The following is a 17,735-nucleotide window of genomic DNA, read 5'->3' on the forward strand; positions in this document are numbered from 1 at the left end:
CTGTAAGCTGTAAGCTGTAAGCTGTAAGCTGTAAGCTGTAAGCTGTAAGCTGTAAGCTGTAAGCTGTAAGCTGTAAGTTTTAAGCTCAAGACAGAGCAAAGAGGGCTATAAGGATAATAGCGTCCCCTTTATAACTCAGAAACATTCGCGGCTAAAGCCGCTCCTACACTCTCTGCTCCCCCAAATACTTAGCCACATCGACCTCATCAATCTGTGCAGGGTCCAGAAACTTATTGGCATATTTCAGATATATCCCGCTCGACAGAAAAAGTTTGAACAGATCCATATCCAGGTGGTTATCCAGGGCCATCTTATGCAAAATATCCACGGCGACACTGATAGTCTTGGCCTTCTTATAGGGTCGGTCGGCTGCGGTCAGCGCTTCAAAAATATCTGAGATAACCAGAATACGCTCGGGGATAGATAACTCTTCGGCGCTTAGCTTCCTCGGGTAACCGGTCCCCTTCAATGTTTCATGATGAGTCGATGCATATCGCGGTACCCGAGCCAATTCGGGAGGGAAAGGCAGGTTTTCCAGCATCTTTATCGTACTGGTGACATGCTCGTTAATCTTAAACCTGTCTTCAACTGTCAGCGTGCCTCTGGATATCGATAGGTTATATAGCTCACCGAGATTATATTGAGCTTCAGGGATCTCCATCTTGATACCGAACTTAGGGTCGAACTCAACTTGAGATACCCGCTTGATAATATGCTCGCTCCTGTCGCAAAGCAGTGGCTCTTCCACCGGTAGTGAGGTTTCACTCTCCCTCTGCCCCTTATAATTTAACTCCTCAACGGGCGACAGACCCAAGCGGTTATCAAAGTGCCGCTGCCATGTCATATCGGCCAGCTGGTGCAGACGCTCGATATGTGACTCATCCATATATTCACCCCCGACGTTCGCACTGGCAATAAACTCAAAATCATCGGTCAATTGACAGTGCTTAGCGGCCAGTTCACGACTCAGCGCCTCCTCTCTTTCAGGAGTCTTTTGCAGCTGTTTTAAATAGTTAAGTTCGGCATCACGCCATAGCACCTCGAAGCGCATCCTCACCTCATGGATCCTGTTATAGATCGCCTCAAGCTTAGTACCTTTATCTACGATATATTCCGGGGTGGTTATCTTGCCGCAGTCATGGAGCCAGGCGGCAATTCTGAACTCGCGATGCTCCTCCTCGGTTTTGAAACAAAACTCTTCGAAAGGAGGTGCGGCAGATTCGGCGGCCGCATCTGCCAACATCAGCCCCAACTCAGGAACCCGATTGCAGTGGCCCGCAGTGTAAGGAGACTTATCATCGATCGCCTGAGCAATAAGCCTTATAAAGGCCTCCATCAGCTCCTTCTGGCTCTCCTCATACTGCTGGATCGACATCGACATGTCGACCATGGAGTCGGCAAGCTCTTTAATCTCTTTAATATTGGTATCGACCGTATGAAGCTCCTTGTAACGTCGGTACTTTATTTTTTCATTTTCAGCCGCAAGCAACTTAATTGGATTAATGATGGGTGCAGAGAACACCCAGGAGATGGGCAAAACCAACAGCAAACAGACGCTGGTGATCAAAATAGAGGTCGTCACCTTCTCCAGGCTGGGGCCTAACACTGTATCCTCGGGCACAACCACGGCGAAGAAGTCCCCCTCCTTCCTCTTGGAGCTCACCTGAGTCACATAGATAAAGTGGTTAGACCCCTTGATCGTTCTGGATAATAGCTGGTTGTGCTCCTGCGGATTATTTGCTATCTCGATCAACTCCGGATAGGGCACGGCTCCTTCGCTGGCCACCTGCTTAACCCGGTTTCCATTGCCGAACCATTTGAGTCTCAGGGCGGCCTTCTGCTCCTCGGTAATATTGGCAAGAGCAAGGTTGAAAATATCCACCAGCTCCCTGTTCTCTTCATTCAGCATAAAGTAGAGATCGCCGGAATTCGCTGCCAAACCAAAATCTATCGATTCATGGTAGGCAAGGTTTTCAATGAAGAACTGCTTAGCCGTGTAACGTAAAATGACCCCGTTATCGAAGCCGGCATACACTTCGCCATCGGCAACCGCTTGTAACGCGGCCTTAGTAGAGGCAACCTCTACCACATCAATTCCGGGGAAATGCGCCTTGATCGCGGCCATTACAAACCACCCCTCAGGTATTGCGACAGTTTTTCCAATCAACTCATCGATATGAGCTATCTCGCCGACTCCCGACTGCGTCACCACGACCAATGGCAGCTGAATAAACGGCTCGGTAAAAAAGCCCATCTTTTCATTTTCGACTGTCCTGTAGAGAGAGTTAAGCATGCCAAGCTCCCCGCGCTTAAACCCCTCAACCAACTCGGGCCAGGTAAAGCCATTGATATAGTCGAACTCCACTCCAGTCATATCGGATATGATATTGAGCAGGTCGATGCTATAACCCTTAGGCATGCCCGACTTGGCAAAGTCGATCGGTGCCCAGTCATTCTCGTTAGACACCTTAATCTTCGAATGCTCGGCGACTATCTTTTGCTGTGCCGGAGTGAGCTCCAACGCCATCCCCTCTGGGATAGGGTACTGCTCCGGCTCCTTTTGATTGGAGGCAATCAAGTCTCCGCTGCGCTTATATAGATATATTTCGCTGAAGGGATCTCCATGTTCATCAAGGTCTTGAGTCTGCAGATAATCGGATACCGAAGAGAGGGCGATATCGACGGCCAATACAACCTCAGAGTCGGGTATCTTAATCGAGTAAGTTTCACCCGGTGCCTGCAGGTGATGGAACAGATAAGGCTCAGACTTATACACTTCAAGTTCTCTGGCATTGACATACCAGGGCCGTTCATTGGCATAGTAATAACTGGGCTCTGAGCGCTGAGCCCTTAGATTTAGCTGCTCATCCAGATAGAAATATTGTCGCTGTCGGTGGGGCCCCTGCCCCGTCACCACGATATATACCCATCGATCGGTATGGGAAGCTTGAAATTGCTCTCTGGCCCCCGGACTAACCTCCAAATTAATCAATCCGTGGTAATCACCATAGGGAAAGCCAACATATATGGCATAAAAAAGCGCATTACTACGCATAACATCCGCAAACACAGGTTTGGCGTCATCATCCAGATTTTCGGCATCGATAAGATTACTGAGACTGGAGAGGAGCTTTGCGGTACTGACTGCTTTCTCATCGACTTGAGCCAGAAAATCACTGGTGTGGCGGGCGGTAAGAGTGTAGGTTTTCAGAGCAGATTCGCTTGCCATAGATTTACTGAAGTAAAACTGCAAGCCGATCGCTATCGCCGCCGTCAGCATAGTCGCCAGGATAAAGATGCTGATAACGGTAAACCGTATAGAGATCTGGTGAGCTCGGTAACCCAAAGTTAACTTCATGCCTACCCCAATATCCTTACAGGAACCAAAGCCCATCCCCACTCAGAAAAGGGGCCTGTATCAAGTCTATAACATCTTGACGAAAGCCGTTCGTAATTAGTGTGTTATTTCGAATATATGAGTTAAATACTGAATACGGAACCCGAGCCAGTCTTGAAAGATTCCTGCGAGATGCTACCCGGGCCGCAGTGAACTAAGAACCTATCACTCTGGCTTCACCAATTGGGTTAACTCGTGAGACGCTGTTGAGGTGCTCGATGAGTGTAAAACACAGCTCGATATACTGCATAGCCTCGGCCCTACCCACTTCATAACCGACGGCATGAGCGACTCGATTACGCAACTGACGCAGCTCATTAAATAATTTGCCCTGTTTGGTGTTAATCAATGACTCTTTAATCAGTATGCTTTCGATATGTTTATATCGGGTATCGACGGAGAGCTCGATATTTTTACAGCGAGACTTTATCAATAGCTCTGAGGCGATATCGACCTCATCCCAGGCTTCGATAACGGCGGAGTTAGGCAGGTGATTGGCGGTAGCTATCAAGGCTAATTTTCGCTCCTGCTTCAGATCAGGAAAGGCGCCTTCGACCTGCAAAGAGATCTCCTTCAATCCCTGACCAAACTCAACCTCCAGATCTTTAAACTTAAGTTTCCTGGCCAGAGGGATCAATTTAGAGATAGGCCGCTTCAGTGTATAGACGCAAAAAAGCAACACGGCCGGCCAGGCCAGCTTATCCATTAACTCCACTACAAACTGCATCCAATCCATAATTCCATCAGCCCCACACATTCCATTTATCAGGCTGATACAGTAACCGATTAAAAATCAGACTTCTACGATAAAGTTATGCCGGAGCGGCTGTCTGTTAGTGCGCCATTTACGGATTTTTTCGTTGCCATGACTCGGGCAGTTCAACACGTTGCCACAAATCATGACAGAGCTTTTCACGAGTTTGCCACTCTCCCCGTAACAGCCAGGTCACCAGGGCGTCCCCAACTTGCGGGTAACCTATGGGCTGAGGAGTCGGCGCCTTTAACCAACGCCGCAAACGGTTCTTATCCAGAGAACTCATGCTCTCGGCCGCCCCAAGCAACTCCAGTGCAGCGACATTTGAGAGCTGTTCGAATTGCCCATGCAGGGGTTTCACCAGAAGCTTCTTACCTAACGCCAACGCTTCGCTTGCCAGCTCGAAACCTGCACTACCGATAACACCGCCACAGGTAGAGAGGCGACGCTTAAACCCCTCTCTGTTGAATCCGGACCATTTAATGTGATCCACTGGCGCACTCTTTGGCTCAAGAGAATGATAAACATGAAAACGATAGTCATCGAATGGCAAGAGAAACTCGATGATGGAGTCGGGTGCCTCGAAGGGAAGGTAGACGATTATCTCATGAGCATTAACCGAGATAACCGGATCCACCTCGACAAATGGCGGTAATATCGGAAAGCCAAAATGATGCCAATGACAGCCTAATGATATATCGGTCGGAGCAAAATAGTTGAGTAGCTTATCATTAAACCAGCTGTCGCCCACCTTAGGCACATCATATTTCAACGCCGCCTGATGGCTGATGCTCACAGAATCTACCCCCTGCTGTCTCGCAGCCCAGGCCGAAACAGGCTCAAAGTCATTAAGCACAAGATCATAGCCACTCAGATCGAGGGAGAAAATATCACGAACGAGAGAGGAGATAGAGTTCTGCATCGCAGTTTGCGCCAGACTTATCCGCCCACGTTGCGTCGAAAAGGTCAGGCCTTGCTGGACACGATAGTCACCGAAGCATTGCATATCGAAAAAGTGTTTCGCTGAGCGTCCGGAAAAGAAAAAATCAACACTCACCCCTCTATGTTTAAGCGCCTTAGCCATTATCCGCGCACGGCTCAGGTGGCCGTTGCCCGTACCCTGAACACCATAAAGAATTCGCATATCTTCTCCTTAAAATATGAATAACGGCCCTGCCAGCCACATAGGTCAGGCGCCCCTGTGTAACCGCCTTAAATTGTTAATAGCAACTCTGCGAAATATACCGAGACAATGCCCAGTATCGCGCCGGCGATAATATCGAGTGGGTAGTGAACGGCGAGAACCACACGAGAGAGGCCTATCGCTATCGCCCACAGATATGCGGCGAACATCCACTGGGGATAGAGCTGACTAATCGTCGACGCCATGACAAATGCCGCCGCAGTATGACCGGAAGGCAGGCTGAATCTGTCTGAGGGTTCAAAATCGATAGCGGGTGGTCGTTTCCCCTCGGCATTTAACCCCTGCTGCGCTGTGGTGCCATGACCGTAACCAGATGTTGTGTGACAGGGACGGGGACGCCTGATGGTATTTTTCAGCAGGAAATAGAGCGGCAACTCGACAATGAAGGCGGCTAATGTGATCTTAAAAAATGCCTCTCCCTGGACGTGGGAGACAAGCAACACCAGGGCCACCAGAAGGTAGAGAGGTCCATCGCCTGTAAAGGAGACCCTCTTGGCTAGAGGAATACAGCCATGACGGTGTGAGATAAGCAAGAGGTAACGAAAGGCGCGTTTGTCTATATCTGAAATAGCGAGTGCTGAGGCAGCAATAAACATAAAAAAGGCTCCTAATCAGTTAATAAACTAATTCAGAGCCTAAATTAATGCCGTTACCCGGAGGTGACAGCCAGCCTAAAGATTTGTGACAGCGGTGCGATGCTTTAAAATCTATGTTTTAACGCGGTGCACTCAGGCCGTGACAGCAGACTGAGATTTTGTACGGTAGATCTTAATTAAGTGATAGATATTGATGCAGGCAACGAATGCATTCATTCCGGCAACCGGCCATGCAGAGATATAAATACCGTAGATCACAAACAAGGTGCAACCTGTAAAGTTTAAACATCTAAGCCAGATAATATCTTTCATCATTAGTGAAATTGCCACCATAATTGAGGCAGAATAACCAATAATTTCAATCGTATTTGTAGCTTCCATAAGGTACCTTCCGAAGGCCCTCTGCCATCCATAAGCTAATTGGGGGGTCCGTGCCCCTAAAGCAGGTTAAAGTAAAGTTAATCAATATCTGCGTACATGCTAACAAATCCAGCCACCAGATGTAATTAAAATACGTTATTTAATGACCTGTGTCATACTTTCTGTTTAATAACTATTCAGGTGGCGAAAACTTACAACAAAGGTGTTAACAGGTGCTTTAATCGGCAATACCGTGATTGATAACGCTTTTCTTTTTATTAATCCCTTATATACTGTCGTTAACTCACTAAATTTGTGCATCTACTCAGCACAATACCGATCTACAGGAGTATGACTATGGAATACAACACCTCGGAACTTTGTGACACTTACATTGATGTAGTTGATGTTGTCGAGCCTATGTTCAGTAATTATGGTGGTTGTAACTCTTTTGGTGGCTCAATTAGCACCATAAAATGCTTCGAAGATAATGGCCTTATCGCAGAAGCACTGCAGCAAGACGGTGAAGGCAAGGTTCTGCTGGTCGATGGCGGCGGCTCTTTGAGACGTGCACTACTCGATGCCTCTATCGCACAGATAGGTGTGGATAATAAGTGGGAAGGCATTATCATCTATGGTTCGGTCAGAGATGTAGATGCGCTGGAAGATCTCGATATAGGTATTCAGGCTCTGGCCTCGATTCCTGTCGGTGCAGATGAGAACTCTATCGGCGAACTGGAGATCCCGGTTAACTTTGGCGGTGTCACCTTCCTGCCTCTGGATCATATCTATGCCGATAACACAGGTATCATCCTCTCTCCGGAACCTTTAGACATGGAGTGATCCCAGAGAGATTCAGTTGAACACTCCGGCTGAACTGACACAGCCGATAGTCAATAAAAGAGGATGATGAAACCCGATTTCACCATCCTTTTTTGTTTTCAGCATTGCCATCCGTGTCCCTGACAAAAGTAGCCACAATGTATCCAGAAACACCGGAGACAGCTGAGTTCAATCACTTTCGTTGAAGCATCACTCTTTCATTCATTGCCATCCGCGCCCCTAATAAGCCACAATGTATCTATAGGCATCAGAAGAAGAATTCAATCGATATGCAGCATCTCATTCCCTTTACCGAGCAGCAATCCCGCAAACTCGTCTCACTCAGGGACGGCGAAACTAAGCTGGTTCAGACTGTTCATTACGGCGCCGAAAAAACCAGCCTGTCTGAAACATTAGCCAAAGCCAGGAGTAACCAGGCACGTTTTGCGATTATCGGCATAGGTGAAGATATCGGCCCGCGCGCCAACTTAGGACGTGGCGGTGCAACCGATGCATTTAATTCGGCCATGGCTCAGTTTCTCAACCTGCAATCGAATCGATTCTTGAGCGGCAAAGAGTGCCTGGTACTTGGGCAGATAGAGACCAGCGATCTGCAACTCCCCGACTGCGCCGATGCCAGCGACCTCAGGCAAAATGTCGAACATCTGGATGCACGGGTGATTTCGGTGCTCAGTGAGATAATGGCATCGGGATTGGAACCCGTTGTCATAGGCGGTGGACACAACAACGCCTATGGTTTGCTGATGTCGGCGAAGGCTGCATTCAAGAAGAAAGTAGCTGCGGTGAACCTGGATCCACACTCCGACTTTCGCCCCAGAGAGGGTCGTCACAGCGGTAATGGCTTCAGTTACGCCGCTGCAAGCGGTGCGCTTGGCTATTATCACGTGCTGGGGATGCATGAGTTAAAAAATAGCGAAGAGACGCTGGAACAGCTCACAGCCTTCGGTGGAGAGTGGCATACATTCCAATCGATCTGGGTTCGACGCGAAGTCACGCTCAAATCCGCCTTGGAGAATATCATAGCTAAGCTGAACGACAGCCAGATGCCCGTTGCACTGGAGCTGGATCTCGATGCAATTACAAACATGCCCAGCAGCGCCTCTACGGCGGCGGGGATCCCTTTATTGGATGCGCTGCACTATGTCCATAGCATTGCCAGGCACACACCCTGTGCCTACCTGCATCTGGCCGAAGCAGCCCCCGCTTGTCATGTGGCCGGGATCGCAGCCGGTTATCGTGAAACAGGACAGAGCATCAGCGAACTCATCTATGCCTACATTCAGGGTAGATTACAGTCTCAAAGGATTGGGTAACTAATTAATAAAAAGATGATTTTAACCCCAAAGGCAAAGTATCTCACCTCGTCCGTTTTTACGGCATGAGATACTCCGCCGACCAGATTAACTAAGCTTAATAACCCTAATTGGCTATTTTGCTGTTTAGCTATTCAACAACGATTCATATTGTGATGTAATGCGCTGTCAAATTTGCGAAACCCTGCGCCATCACGCATTTTCAACAAATCCCGGCTCAGATAACTAACCTAGCTCACAGAGTGACTGTTGAAAGATTCTGCAATTTGAATGAATGACTTACACTCGCAAATAATAATTTAAAAGATAGGAACAGATAGATGTCAGAGGGCACACAGAATAGTACCCACTTCGGTTACAAAACAGTTGATACAGAGCAGAAAGCCGACATGGTGGCAGGCGTCTTTCATTCTGTAGCAGCCAAATATGACATCATGAATGATGTCATGTCCTTTGGTATCCACCGTATGTGGAAACGCTTTACTATTGAAAGCGCCGGCGCTCGTCCGGGCATGAAAGTCCTGGATCTTGCCGGTGGTACGGGTGATCTTACTGCAAAATTCTCTCACCTCGTTGGTGACAAGGGTCAGGTTACCTTAGCCGATATAAACGACTCAATGCTGAAAGTGGGCCGCGAAAAGTTAAGAGACAAGGGTATCGTTGGTAACGTGAACTATGTTCAGGCCAATGCAGAGGCACTGCCGTTTCCGGACAACCATTTCGATATCATCACCATCGCCTTCGGTTTACGTAATGTCACAGATAAAGATGCGGCCATCCGCTCTATGTTACGTGTGCTCAAGCCAGGTGGAAAACTACTGATCCTTGAGTTCTCAAAGCCACAGCATGACGTTATGCGTAAGGTCTACGATCTTTATAGTTTCAAGATTTTGCCAAAGATGGGCTCATTGATCACCCAGGATGCCGAAAGTTATGAGTATCTTGCAGAATCTATCCGCATGCATCCGGATCAGGATACCCTGAAAGGCATGATGGTCGACGCGGGTTTTGAGCAGGTTGAGTATACCAATATGACCGATGGAATTGTTGCGCTTCACAAAGGCTATAAATTCTAATTTAGGTACCCTATGAAACGTGAATTTTCACTGCTACTCAGCGCGGGATTAGAGGCTGCACTAAAACAGCTGGTCGACCAATCCCCCGATGAATACGCCAAGCTGCGTAGCATTCATGGAAAAGTACTGTGCATTCAATTGAGCCAGCTTAGCTGGCCTCTCTATTTGATTTTTGCCCGCGAAATACAGGTACTGAGTCGCTACGAAGGGGATATCACCACTCGTGTCAATGCCGATATCACAACCCTGTATCAATTGACCGAAGGTGCCAGCCTAACTGAGCTGATCAAAGAGGATAAGCTCAGTATCGAAGGCGATCTCAGCTTATTGCAAACATTCAGCCATTTCATTCAACAGATTGAGCTGGATTTTGCTGAGCCTATGTCTAAATATCTTGGCGACGCTCCGACACACCTGTTAACTCAGGGAGCCAGGCAGGCTAAACAAGATTTAGCTAAAGTATTCATTAAGAGCCGTTCACACATAGGTCAATTAACCACCGAAGAGTATAAATTAGCTCCCCATAAAATCGAATTTATCCATTTAAGTGATAGAATCGACGAACTTGTGGCTGAGATAGATGCCATGGAGAAACGGATTAACCACTTACAAGACAGGGCAAAAGCTAAGACATGACGGCAACCAGTATCAGGCGCGCTTACCAGGTAATAAAAACCACCCTTCACTATGGGCTAGATGAGTTAATACCTTCAAAAATTACGCCTTGGTACTTCAAACTGCTCCGCTGTTGTTTTTTTTGGATAGCCAATAAGCATAAAGACAAGGTCGGGGGTGAACGCCTAAAGCTTGCAATGCAGGAGCTGGGGCCTGTCTATATCAAGTTTGGCCAGATGCTATCGACCCGTCGTGACCTGCTTAACGACGAGTGGGCCGAAGAGTTGAATATGCTGCAGGATAGGGTTCCGCCTTTCGATTCGGCCATCGCCAGAGAGATGATCGAAGCCGAACTGAATGCCCCTATCGAAACCTACTTTGAAGACTTCGATAATACCCCCTTGGCTTCAGCCTCTATCTCTCAAGTTCACAGCGCCACCCTGAAATCAAACGGCAAGGCTGTAGTACTGAAGATCCTGCGCCCGAACGTCGAGGATAAAGTCCACGCCGATATCCAACTCATGTCTCAGGCGGCAAACTTCCTGGAAAAGCTCTTAGGTCAGGGAAACCGGTTGCGCCCTGCCGAAGTAGTTGAAGACTATCGCACCACGATTGAGGGCGAGTTAAACCTGAAGCTGGAAGCCCTTAATGCGATAAAACTGAGAAATAACTTTTTAGATTCCGGTGCCCTTTACATCCCCTACATGTACGAAGAACTCTGTTTCACCCGTTTAATCGTGATGGAGCGAATAGATGGCATCCCCGTCTCGGACATGACGGCGCTCAAGGCACAAGGAACCAACCTCCAGTTGTTGGCGGAACGCGGTGTAGAACTGTTTTTCACTCAGGTGTTCAGAGACAACTTCTTCCATGCCGATATGCATCCGGGTAATATTTTTGTCAGCCGGGAGAACCCGGAGAATCCACACTATATCGGCTTAGACTGCGGCATCATGGGCACCCTGTCGGAAGAGGACAAGCGCTATCTGGCCGAGAACTTCCTCGCCTTCTTCAACCGCGACTACCGCCGCATAGCCCAGCTCTATATCGAGTCAGGCTGGGTGTCGCCCGATACCGACATCGGCGCATTCGAACAAGCTGTCAAAGTGGTTTGCGAGCCCATGTTTAACAAGCCCCTGGATGAGATATCTTTCGGGCATGTGCTTTTGGAGCTCTTCCGGACCGCTCGTCGTTTCGACATGGTTGTGCAACCTCAGCTTGTCTTACTGGAAAAAACCTTACTCTATATTGAAGGGCTGGGTCGCCAGCTGTACCCGCAACTGGATCTGTGGAAGACGGCAAAGCCCTTCCTCGAAGAGTGGATGTCGGAGCAGGTCGGTCCCAAAGGGATGGCTAAAAAGATTAAACAGGAGTTGCCTTACTGGTCAGATAAACTGCCGGAACTGCCTGAGCTGGTTTATGACAACCTCAAAATTGGCAAAAATTTTGTAAAATCACAGAACCAGTTGCTGGATAGATACCTAAAACAGCAACAGAAAGCACATAAAAGTAACTACCTTTTACTGACAGCGGCAGTTTTAGTGATCTGTGGCACTCTTTTGTTTAATCAAAACGCTACACTATGGGGCTCTTATGTCTGTATCTCTACCGGAGCTGTTCTTTGGCTTCTGGGATGGAGATCAAGGCCAAAGAATCGCAAATTTTAGCTAGCACTAAATAACCAAAGGTTCATAATAGAACCAGTAATAGAAAATTGAGGATTATCCATGGGTGGCATTAGTATTTGGCAACTTCTTATCATCGCTTTAATCGTGGTTTTATTGTTTGGAACAAAGAAACTTCGTTCATTGGGTGGTGATCTAGGTGGCGCAGTAAAAGGCTTCAAGAACGCTATGTCTTCTGAGGAAGAGAAGAAAGCCATTGAAGACTCTGCTTCTGAGAAAACTGCTCAGACTGAAGAGAAAAAAACTGAGTCCAAGGATAAAGAACAGGCGTAATCCCTTATGTTCGACGGTATCGGCTTTATGGAGCTACTGTTGATCGGTATTTTGGGGCTGGTTGTACTTGGCCCTGAAAGACTCCCGGTTGCAGTCCGCTCAATTACAGGTTGGATCCGCGCCATGAAACGTATGGCTAACTCTGTGAAAGATGAACTTGAGCAGGAGCTCAAAATTGAGGAGCTGCATTCAGATCTTAAAAAAGCTGAAAGTCAGGGCCTTAAGAATCTTTCTCCTGAGTTACAGGAATCCATCGATCAATTAAAAAATGCAGCTCAATCTGTTAATCGTCCTTATAAGGTAGAAGATATCTCTCCGGCCAGCTCTCCTGCGCCAGTGAATCCCGCTCCTACAGAGACAAAAACAGCTGAGACCAGCTCTAATTCAGAAAAACCGAACGGGTAGTCCATGTCGCAACAGCAGCCGCTAATTAGCCACTTGCTCGAACTACGTAACAAGTTGCTAAAAGCCATTGGCAGTGTACTTCTAGTGTTTATCGCATTGGTCTATTGGGCCAACGATATCTATCACTACATGGCTACACCGCTAATGGAAGCCTTGCCAGAAACCAGTAGCATGATTGCAACCGATGTAGCTGCTCCGTTTTTTGCTCCATTTAAACTTACACTGGTATTAGCATTTTTCATCGCTATTCCTTATGTCTTGTACCAGGTCTGGTCGTTTATTGCGCCCGGTCTGTATAAACATGAAAAGCGTCTGATGATGCCGCTACTGGCCAGCAGCACGGTTCTTTTCTATCTGGGTATAGCTTTCACTTACTACATTGTTTTTCCAGTGGTATTTGGCTTCTTTACCAGTGTTGCTCCGGAAGGTGTACAGGTGGCTACCGATATCAGTAGCTATTTGAGCTTCGTACTTAAACTCTTCTTTGCTTTCGGCTTAGCTTTTGAGATCCCCATCGCTGTGGTACTCCTGTGCTGGGCTGGTGTTACAACACCTGAAAATCTGAAAGCCAAACGCCCCTATATTATCGTCGGTGCTTTCGTTATCGGTATGATGCTGACGCCACCGGATATTATCTCTCAGACAATGTTAGCCATTCCGATGTTGATATTATTCGAAGGGGGATTGATTGCTGCTCGTTTCTACAGTAAAAAGGACGAAGAAGACGAAGATGAGCAAGAAAAACAGGATAGCCCTGGCCAGGAAAGCTAAATAGACACACGCTAATTAGTTGACCATGGCGCGCTCAAATATAATAAAGGAACGTATTTATGCGCTTAAGTTGGATCACTGCAGCAGCCATTCTTATCTCGACACAAGCCAGTGCCGGTGTTGAACAAGAGCTATTAGCGTGCGCGCAAAAGTCAGATAAACTGGAGCGTTTAATCTGCTTCGATGCTTTAACCGAAACGGTTAAAGCATCGCAAGGCAGCAAGGCTGCAGCGGTAACACCTGTTGCGGTATCCGCTGCTCCGGCTGTCGCTAACACCTCCCCCGCTAGCACTGTCCCAGCCCCACAAGCTGTCGTCCAATCAAAAAGCGCAGAAGATGAATTCGGTGGCAACTTCAAGGCCGAAGAGCAAACCATAGAGAAACTCTATATGGAGGTCGCATCGGTCAAGAAAGATCCCTATGGCGCCCTGAAGTTAAGTTTCAGTAACGGTCAGGTTTGGAAACAAAATGATAGCCGTCGCTTTAAACTCAAGGTCGGTGAAACCGTCTATATCGAGAAGGCCGCGCTAGGCTCCTACATTTTAGGAACCGATAGCCGTAACGCTACGATAAGAGTCAAGCGAATCAAGTAATGCCCGAGTACATAGACATCGCTGTCAACTTGATTGGCAGCGCCCTCGAAAAAAATATTGATGATGTAGTTCAGCGGGCGGCGAACCATGGAGTTTCGCCGCTTATCGTTATCGGCAGCGACCTGCCTGAAAGCGCCAAAGCCATAGAGTGTTGCCGGGCCTACCCCAAACGCCTCTACTGCACCGCAGGCGTTCATCCTCACCATGCCAGTGATTGGTGCTCAAGCAGCACAGAACAACTAAAACAACTCGTCGATAATGCCGAGGTCGTGGCACTGGGAGAGTGCGGTCTGGACTATAACCGTGATTTTTCTCCCCGCCCTATGCAACGCCATGCCTTCGAGGAGCAGCTTGCACTCGCCGTCGAACTACAGATGCCGGTACTCATGCATGAACGCGATGCCCACGCTGACTTCTTCGCCATAATGAAAGAGTTTCGAGGCGAGCTGCCCGGTGCCTTGCTGCACTGCTTTACAGGTGACAGGCGAAGCATGGAGGCCTACCTGGAGTTAGACTTGCACCTTGGGATAACAGGTTGGGTCTGTGACGAACGCAGGGGGCAGGAGCTGGCCGAACTGGTTGTCGAGATCCCGGATGATCGCATCCTCATCGAAACCGATAGCCCATATCTACTCCCGAGAAGTATGCGCCCTAAACCTAAGTCCGGTAAGAATGAGCCCCAGTACCTCCCCTATATATCTCAATATGTAGCAACACTTCGTGGCCAGGATCCGAAGCAGTTTGCCGCAAGGACTTATCAAAACAGCGTCGAATTTTTTGGACTGGCCATTTGATTAAGTACATCGGCTTACTGTTACTCACACTGGCACTGCTGTTCTCCACCTCCGGGAGGACTGAGACCATACTCGCCATAGGTGACGACGAAGAGAGTGTGCTTGAGCTCGCGTCCTGGCTCTACTACACCCCATCCAATGAGGGAGAGGGAATAGAGCAGGTAAAGCGTTTAGGATCGAGCAGATGGGAGCGTCTGACGACCAAATACAGTAACCGAATCGGCATCGCCCCTTTTTGGGTCAAGTTCAGCGTCTACAATTACGATCACACTGAGGTCGATCGCTTACTCTCCCTGGCAAACCCTCACCTTGACAGGGTAGAGCTCTACCACGTCGTTCAAGGCAAGGTATTCAATAAGTTGGTGATGGGGGATAAGCAGCCTTTCGCCGAGCGCCCTCTGATCAACAACCACTTCGTCTATCCATTCGAGTTGAAACCAGAGAAACTGCATACCTTCTACCTGAAGGTTGATACAGAAGGTAGTGCCACACTGCCGCTGAGCTTATGGTCACAAGATGCCTTTGCCAAGAACATAGAGGCGACGTCGCTTTCCCATGGTTTCCAACTCGGGGCCCTGACCGCGATAGGCCTGTTCAGTCTGTTTATCGCAATCACATCCCGCTCATTCAGCTACAGTTATTACTCCGGATATGTGCTCTCTGTCACCCTGCTGGTGGCAACGCTACAAGGCTTTGCCTTTCGTTTTATCTGGCCGACCCTGCCGGCACTGCAGCAGTTAATGATCCCACTACTGGTACCGTTGACTATGCTCTTCGCGCTGCTGTTTACCGAGAAGGTGCTCCAATTTAAGTACCATAATGTTCGCATGTTACGCATCTGCCGTTACGGTGCCGCCTATGCATTCCTGCTGACCATAACGACACCTTTTTTAGATTATGCCCTGGCACTGTATATCGATATCACCTCTGTACTGCTCATTACCGCACTACTGATGGGAATGGCTCTGATCCAGGCATCACGGGGCTATAAGCTGGCAAAGTTGTACAGTCTGGCATGGAGCGGAATGCTCATTGGCGCCTTCATCACCGGCTTGATGTATCTGGGCTTTATCGAGCTTCCGGTTAATCACCTGACGCCTGTGATGTTGGGGTTACTGTTTGAGATTTTGTTTATGGCCGCAATCTTAGCGATCCGCTATAACGACGAGCGAAAAGCAAAATTACGGATTAAGCAGGAGGCTTTGGTACAGGCACAGCGGATCAGGCAGACCCGTGAAGAGGCACTGCTCATCGAAGCCAACAGTAACGAAAAACTCGAGCAGATGGTTCAGGAACGCACCCTTGAACTTGAAATTGCCTTGAGAGAGCTGAACGAGGCAAACCAGAAACTCACCGAGCAAGCGACCATAGATAGCTTAACCGGAGTTAAAAACCGGGCGGCTTTCGATAAGCGCCTGATAGCCGAGGGACGACTCAGCCGAAGACAGCAGACCCCCATGGCCATCTTAATGTTGGATATAGACAGGTTTAAGTCCATCAACGATACCTATGGCCACTTAGCCGGCGATCAGACCTTACGTCTTATCGCACAAACATTAAAAGAGAACTTAAAGCGTCCAGCGGATCTGGTGTCACGTTTTGGTGGTGAAGAGTTTGCTATTATATTACCCAATACGGCCGAAGAAGGGGCTGTACAGGTTGCTGAATCGATAAGAGAAACGGTTGCAGATCTGCCTGTTAGCTGGGAAAATGAAACGATCCCTCTGACCATAAGTATAGGTGTTAGCGCGGAGATCATTAATAGCGATGACCAGCCAAACAACTTGTTAGAACAAGCGGATAAAGCACTTTACCGCGCAAAAAATGATGGGCGTAATCAGGTCATGGTTTACACGCCTGAGCCTCAATGAAATATGAAAACAACACCTGGAGAATTTGGCTTTGCAGGTGCGCTATTTTTCACGAGTGAAACTGAAGGATAGGGCTGCATTTTCAACATCAATGGGTATAAGTTAGGAGTCGAATGTGAATATTATTACCAGTGCTTTTCCACAGCGTAGAATGCGCCGCATGCGTAAACATGACTTTAGCCGTCGTCTAATGGCTGAAAACCAGCTTTCGGTGAATGATTTAATCTACCCAATGTTTGTGCTCGAAGGTAACAACCGCACAGAAGAGATCGCTTCTATGCCTGGGGTTGAGCGCTACTCTATCGATCTGCTTCTTAAGGAAGCCGAAGAGATTGTCAAGCTGGGGATCCCGCTTATCGCACTCTTCCCTGTGACTCCGGCAGAAAAGAAAACCCTGATGGCGGAAGAGGCCTATAACGCAGATGCACTGGCACAACGTGCGGTACGTGCTCTGAAAGAGGCCTTCCCGGAGCTGGGGATCATGACCGATGTAGCCTTAGACCCATTCACGACCCACGGTCAGGATGGCATCATCGACGATGATGGTTATATTCTTAATGACATCACCACCGAGATCTTGGTCAAGCAGGCACTGTCTCACGCCGAAGCGGGTGCCGATATTGTTGCACCGTCTGACATGATGGATGGCCGTATCGGTGCGATCCGTCAGGCACTGGAAGAGGCGGGTCACGTCAACACCCAGATCATGGCGTATTCGGCCAAGTATTCATCGAACTACTACGGACCATTTCGTGATGCGGTCGGCTCGGCCGGTAACCTGAAGGGCGGCAATAAGCACAGCTACCAGATGGATCCCGCCAACAGCGACGAAGCGCTGCACGAAGTGGCTCTCGATATCCAGGAAGGTGCCGACATGGTTATGGTTAAGCCAGGCATGCCTTATCTTGATATCGTCACTCGGGTAAAACGAGAGCTGGCAGTACCAACATTCGCCTATCAGGTGAGTGGTGAGTATGCCATGCATATGGCAGCGATTGAGAATGGCTGGCTGGCCGAGAAGGCTATCGTTATGGAGTCGTTGCTCTGCTTTAAGCGCGCCGGCGCAAACGGCATACTGACCTACTTCGCCAAGCGAGCGGCTCAGTGGCTGAAAGAGGACGAGGTGAAGTAACTTCACTTTTGTGCTAGCGAAAGCCGCATCTATGCGGCTTTTTTGTATCCGCG

Annotated in this window: 17 protein-coding genes; 12 read left to right on the forward strand and 5 right to left on the reverse strand. The window is 48.4% G+C overall.

Going from position 1 to position 17,735, the window contains the following annotated elements:
* Positions 1–163: 163 nt before the first annotated feature.
* The 5 genes from Q1B47_RS20270 to Q1B47_RS20290 form a co-directional block, all read right to left on the reverse strand.
* A complete protein-coding gene (locus tag Q1B47_RS20270) occupies positions 164–3,358 on the reverse strand; it encodes an HD domain-containing phosphohydrolase (RefSeq protein ID WP_299798051.1) in 3,195 nt (1,064 codons plus the stop codon).
* Between the two features lie 193 nt (positions 3,359–3,551).
* On the reverse strand, positions 3,552–4,124 hold the full coding sequence (locus Q1B47_RS20275; RefSeq protein WP_299798054.1) for a hypothetical protein: 573 nt from the start codon (positions 4,122–4,124) through the stop codon (positions 3,552–3,554).
* Positions 4,125–4,242: 118 nt separating this feature from the next.
* The gene (locus tag Q1B47_RS20280) at positions 4,243–5,295 is read right to left on the reverse strand and encodes an MJ1255/VC2487 family glycosyltransferase (RefSeq protein ID WP_299798057.1); all 1,053 of its coding nucleotides are present in this window, start codon (positions 5,293–5,295) and stop codon (positions 4,243–4,245) included.
* Between the two features lie 68 nt (positions 5,296–5,363).
* Positions 5,364–5,951: a phosphatase PAP2 family protein gene (locus tag Q1B47_RS20285; RefSeq protein WP_299798060.1), complete on the reverse strand. Its 588-nt coding sequence runs from the start codon at positions 5,949–5,951 to the stop codon at positions 5,364–5,366.
* A 132-nt stretch (positions 5,952–6,083) separates the two neighbouring features.
* Positions 6,084–6,332, reverse strand: coding sequence for a YgjV family protein (locus Q1B47_RS20290; protein WP_299798062.1), 249 nt, complete (start codon positions 6,330–6,332; stop codon positions 6,084–6,086).
* 336 nt (positions 6,333–6,668) lie between these two features.
* Between Q1B47_RS20290 and rraA the strand changes: the two genes are divergently transcribed.
* The 12 genes from rraA (at position 6,669) to hemB (ending at position 17,682) form a co-directional block, all read left to right on the forward strand.
* Positions 6,669–7,154 (forward strand): ribonuclease E activity regulator RraA, encoded by a 486-nt coding sequence (gene rraA / locus Q1B47_RS20295; RefSeq protein WP_299798065.1) that lies wholly within the window; start codon positions 6,669–6,671, stop codon positions 7,152–7,154.
* 269 nt (positions 7,155–7,423) lie between these two features.
* Positions 7,424–8,467 carry a formimidoylglutamase gene (locus tag Q1B47_RS20300; RefSeq protein WP_299798068.1) on the forward strand — a complete coding sequence of 348 codons (1,044 nt, stop codon included), beginning with the start codon at positions 7,424–7,426 and terminating at the stop codon, positions 8,465–8,467.
* Between the two features lie 320 nt (positions 8,468–8,787).
* Entirely contained in the window at positions 8,788–9,543 is a 756-nt protein-coding gene (gene ubiE / locus Q1B47_RS20305; RefSeq protein WP_299798071.1) for a bifunctional demethylmenaquinone methyltransferase/2-methoxy-6-polyprenyl-1,4-benzoquinol methylase UbiE, read from the forward strand.
* 12 nt (positions 9,544–9,555) lie between these two features.
* Positions 9,556–10,179 (forward strand): SCP2 sterol-binding domain-containing protein, encoded by a 624-nt coding sequence (locus Q1B47_RS20310; RefSeq protein WP_299798074.1) that lies wholly within the window; start codon positions 9,556–9,558, stop codon positions 10,177–10,179.
* Complete coding sequence (gene ubiB, locus Q1B47_RS20315; protein ID WP_299798077.1) at positions 10,176–11,825, forward strand: ubiquinone biosynthesis regulatory protein kinase UbiB; 1,650 nt, start codon at positions 10,176–10,178, stop codon at positions 11,823–11,825. The genes Q1B47_RS20310 and ubiB overlap by 4 nt, the downstream gene beginning before the upstream one ends.
* A gap of 60 nt (positions 11,826–11,885) precedes the next feature.
* Positions 11,886–12,116: a Sec-independent protein translocase subunit TatA gene (tatA, locus tag Q1B47_RS20320; protein WP_299798080.1), complete on the forward strand. Its 231-nt coding sequence runs from the start codon at positions 11,886–11,888 to the stop codon at positions 12,114–12,116.
* A 6-nt stretch (positions 12,117–12,122) separates the two neighbouring features.
* Positions 12,123–12,521: a Sec-independent protein translocase protein TatB gene (tatB, locus tag Q1B47_RS20325; protein WP_299798083.1), complete on the forward strand. Its 399-nt coding sequence runs from the start codon at positions 12,123–12,125 to the stop codon at positions 12,519–12,521.
* Positions 12,522–12,524: 3 nt separating this feature from the next.
* Entirely contained in the window at positions 12,525–13,292 is a 768-nt protein-coding gene (gene tatC / locus Q1B47_RS20330; RefSeq protein WP_299798086.1) for a twin-arginine translocase subunit TatC, read from the forward strand.
* A 59-nt stretch (positions 13,293–13,351) separates the two neighbouring features.
* Entirely contained in the window at positions 13,352–13,885 is a 534-nt protein-coding gene (locus Q1B47_RS20335; RefSeq protein WP_299798089.1) for a hypothetical protein, read from the forward strand.
* The gene (locus Q1B47_RS20340) at positions 13,885–14,679 is read left to right on the forward strand and encodes a TatD family hydrolase (RefSeq protein WP_299798092.1); all 795 of its coding nucleotides are present in this window, start codon (positions 13,885–13,887) and stop codon (positions 14,677–14,679) included. The genes Q1B47_RS20335 and Q1B47_RS20340 overlap by 1 nt, the downstream gene beginning before the upstream one ends.
* Complete coding sequence (locus Q1B47_RS20345) at positions 14,679–16,550, forward strand: diguanylate cyclase (RefSeq protein WP_299798198.1); 1,872 nt, start codon at positions 14,679–14,681, stop codon at positions 16,548–16,550. The genes Q1B47_RS20340 and Q1B47_RS20345 overlap by 1 nt, the downstream gene beginning before the upstream one ends.
* Positions 16,551–16,665: 115 nt before the next feature.
* Positions 16,666–17,682 carry a porphobilinogen synthase gene (gene hemB, locus Q1B47_RS20350; RefSeq protein WP_299798095.1) on the forward strand — a complete coding sequence of 339 codons (1,017 nt, stop codon included), beginning with the start codon at positions 16,666–16,668 and terminating at the stop codon, positions 17,680–17,682.
* Positions 17,683–17,735: the final 53 nt, after the last annotated feature.

It is taken from the genome of uncultured Shewanella sp., from assembly GCF_947501225.1.
Classification (GTDB): Bacteria; Pseudomonadota; Gammaproteobacteria; order Enterobacterales; family Shewanellaceae; genus Shewanella.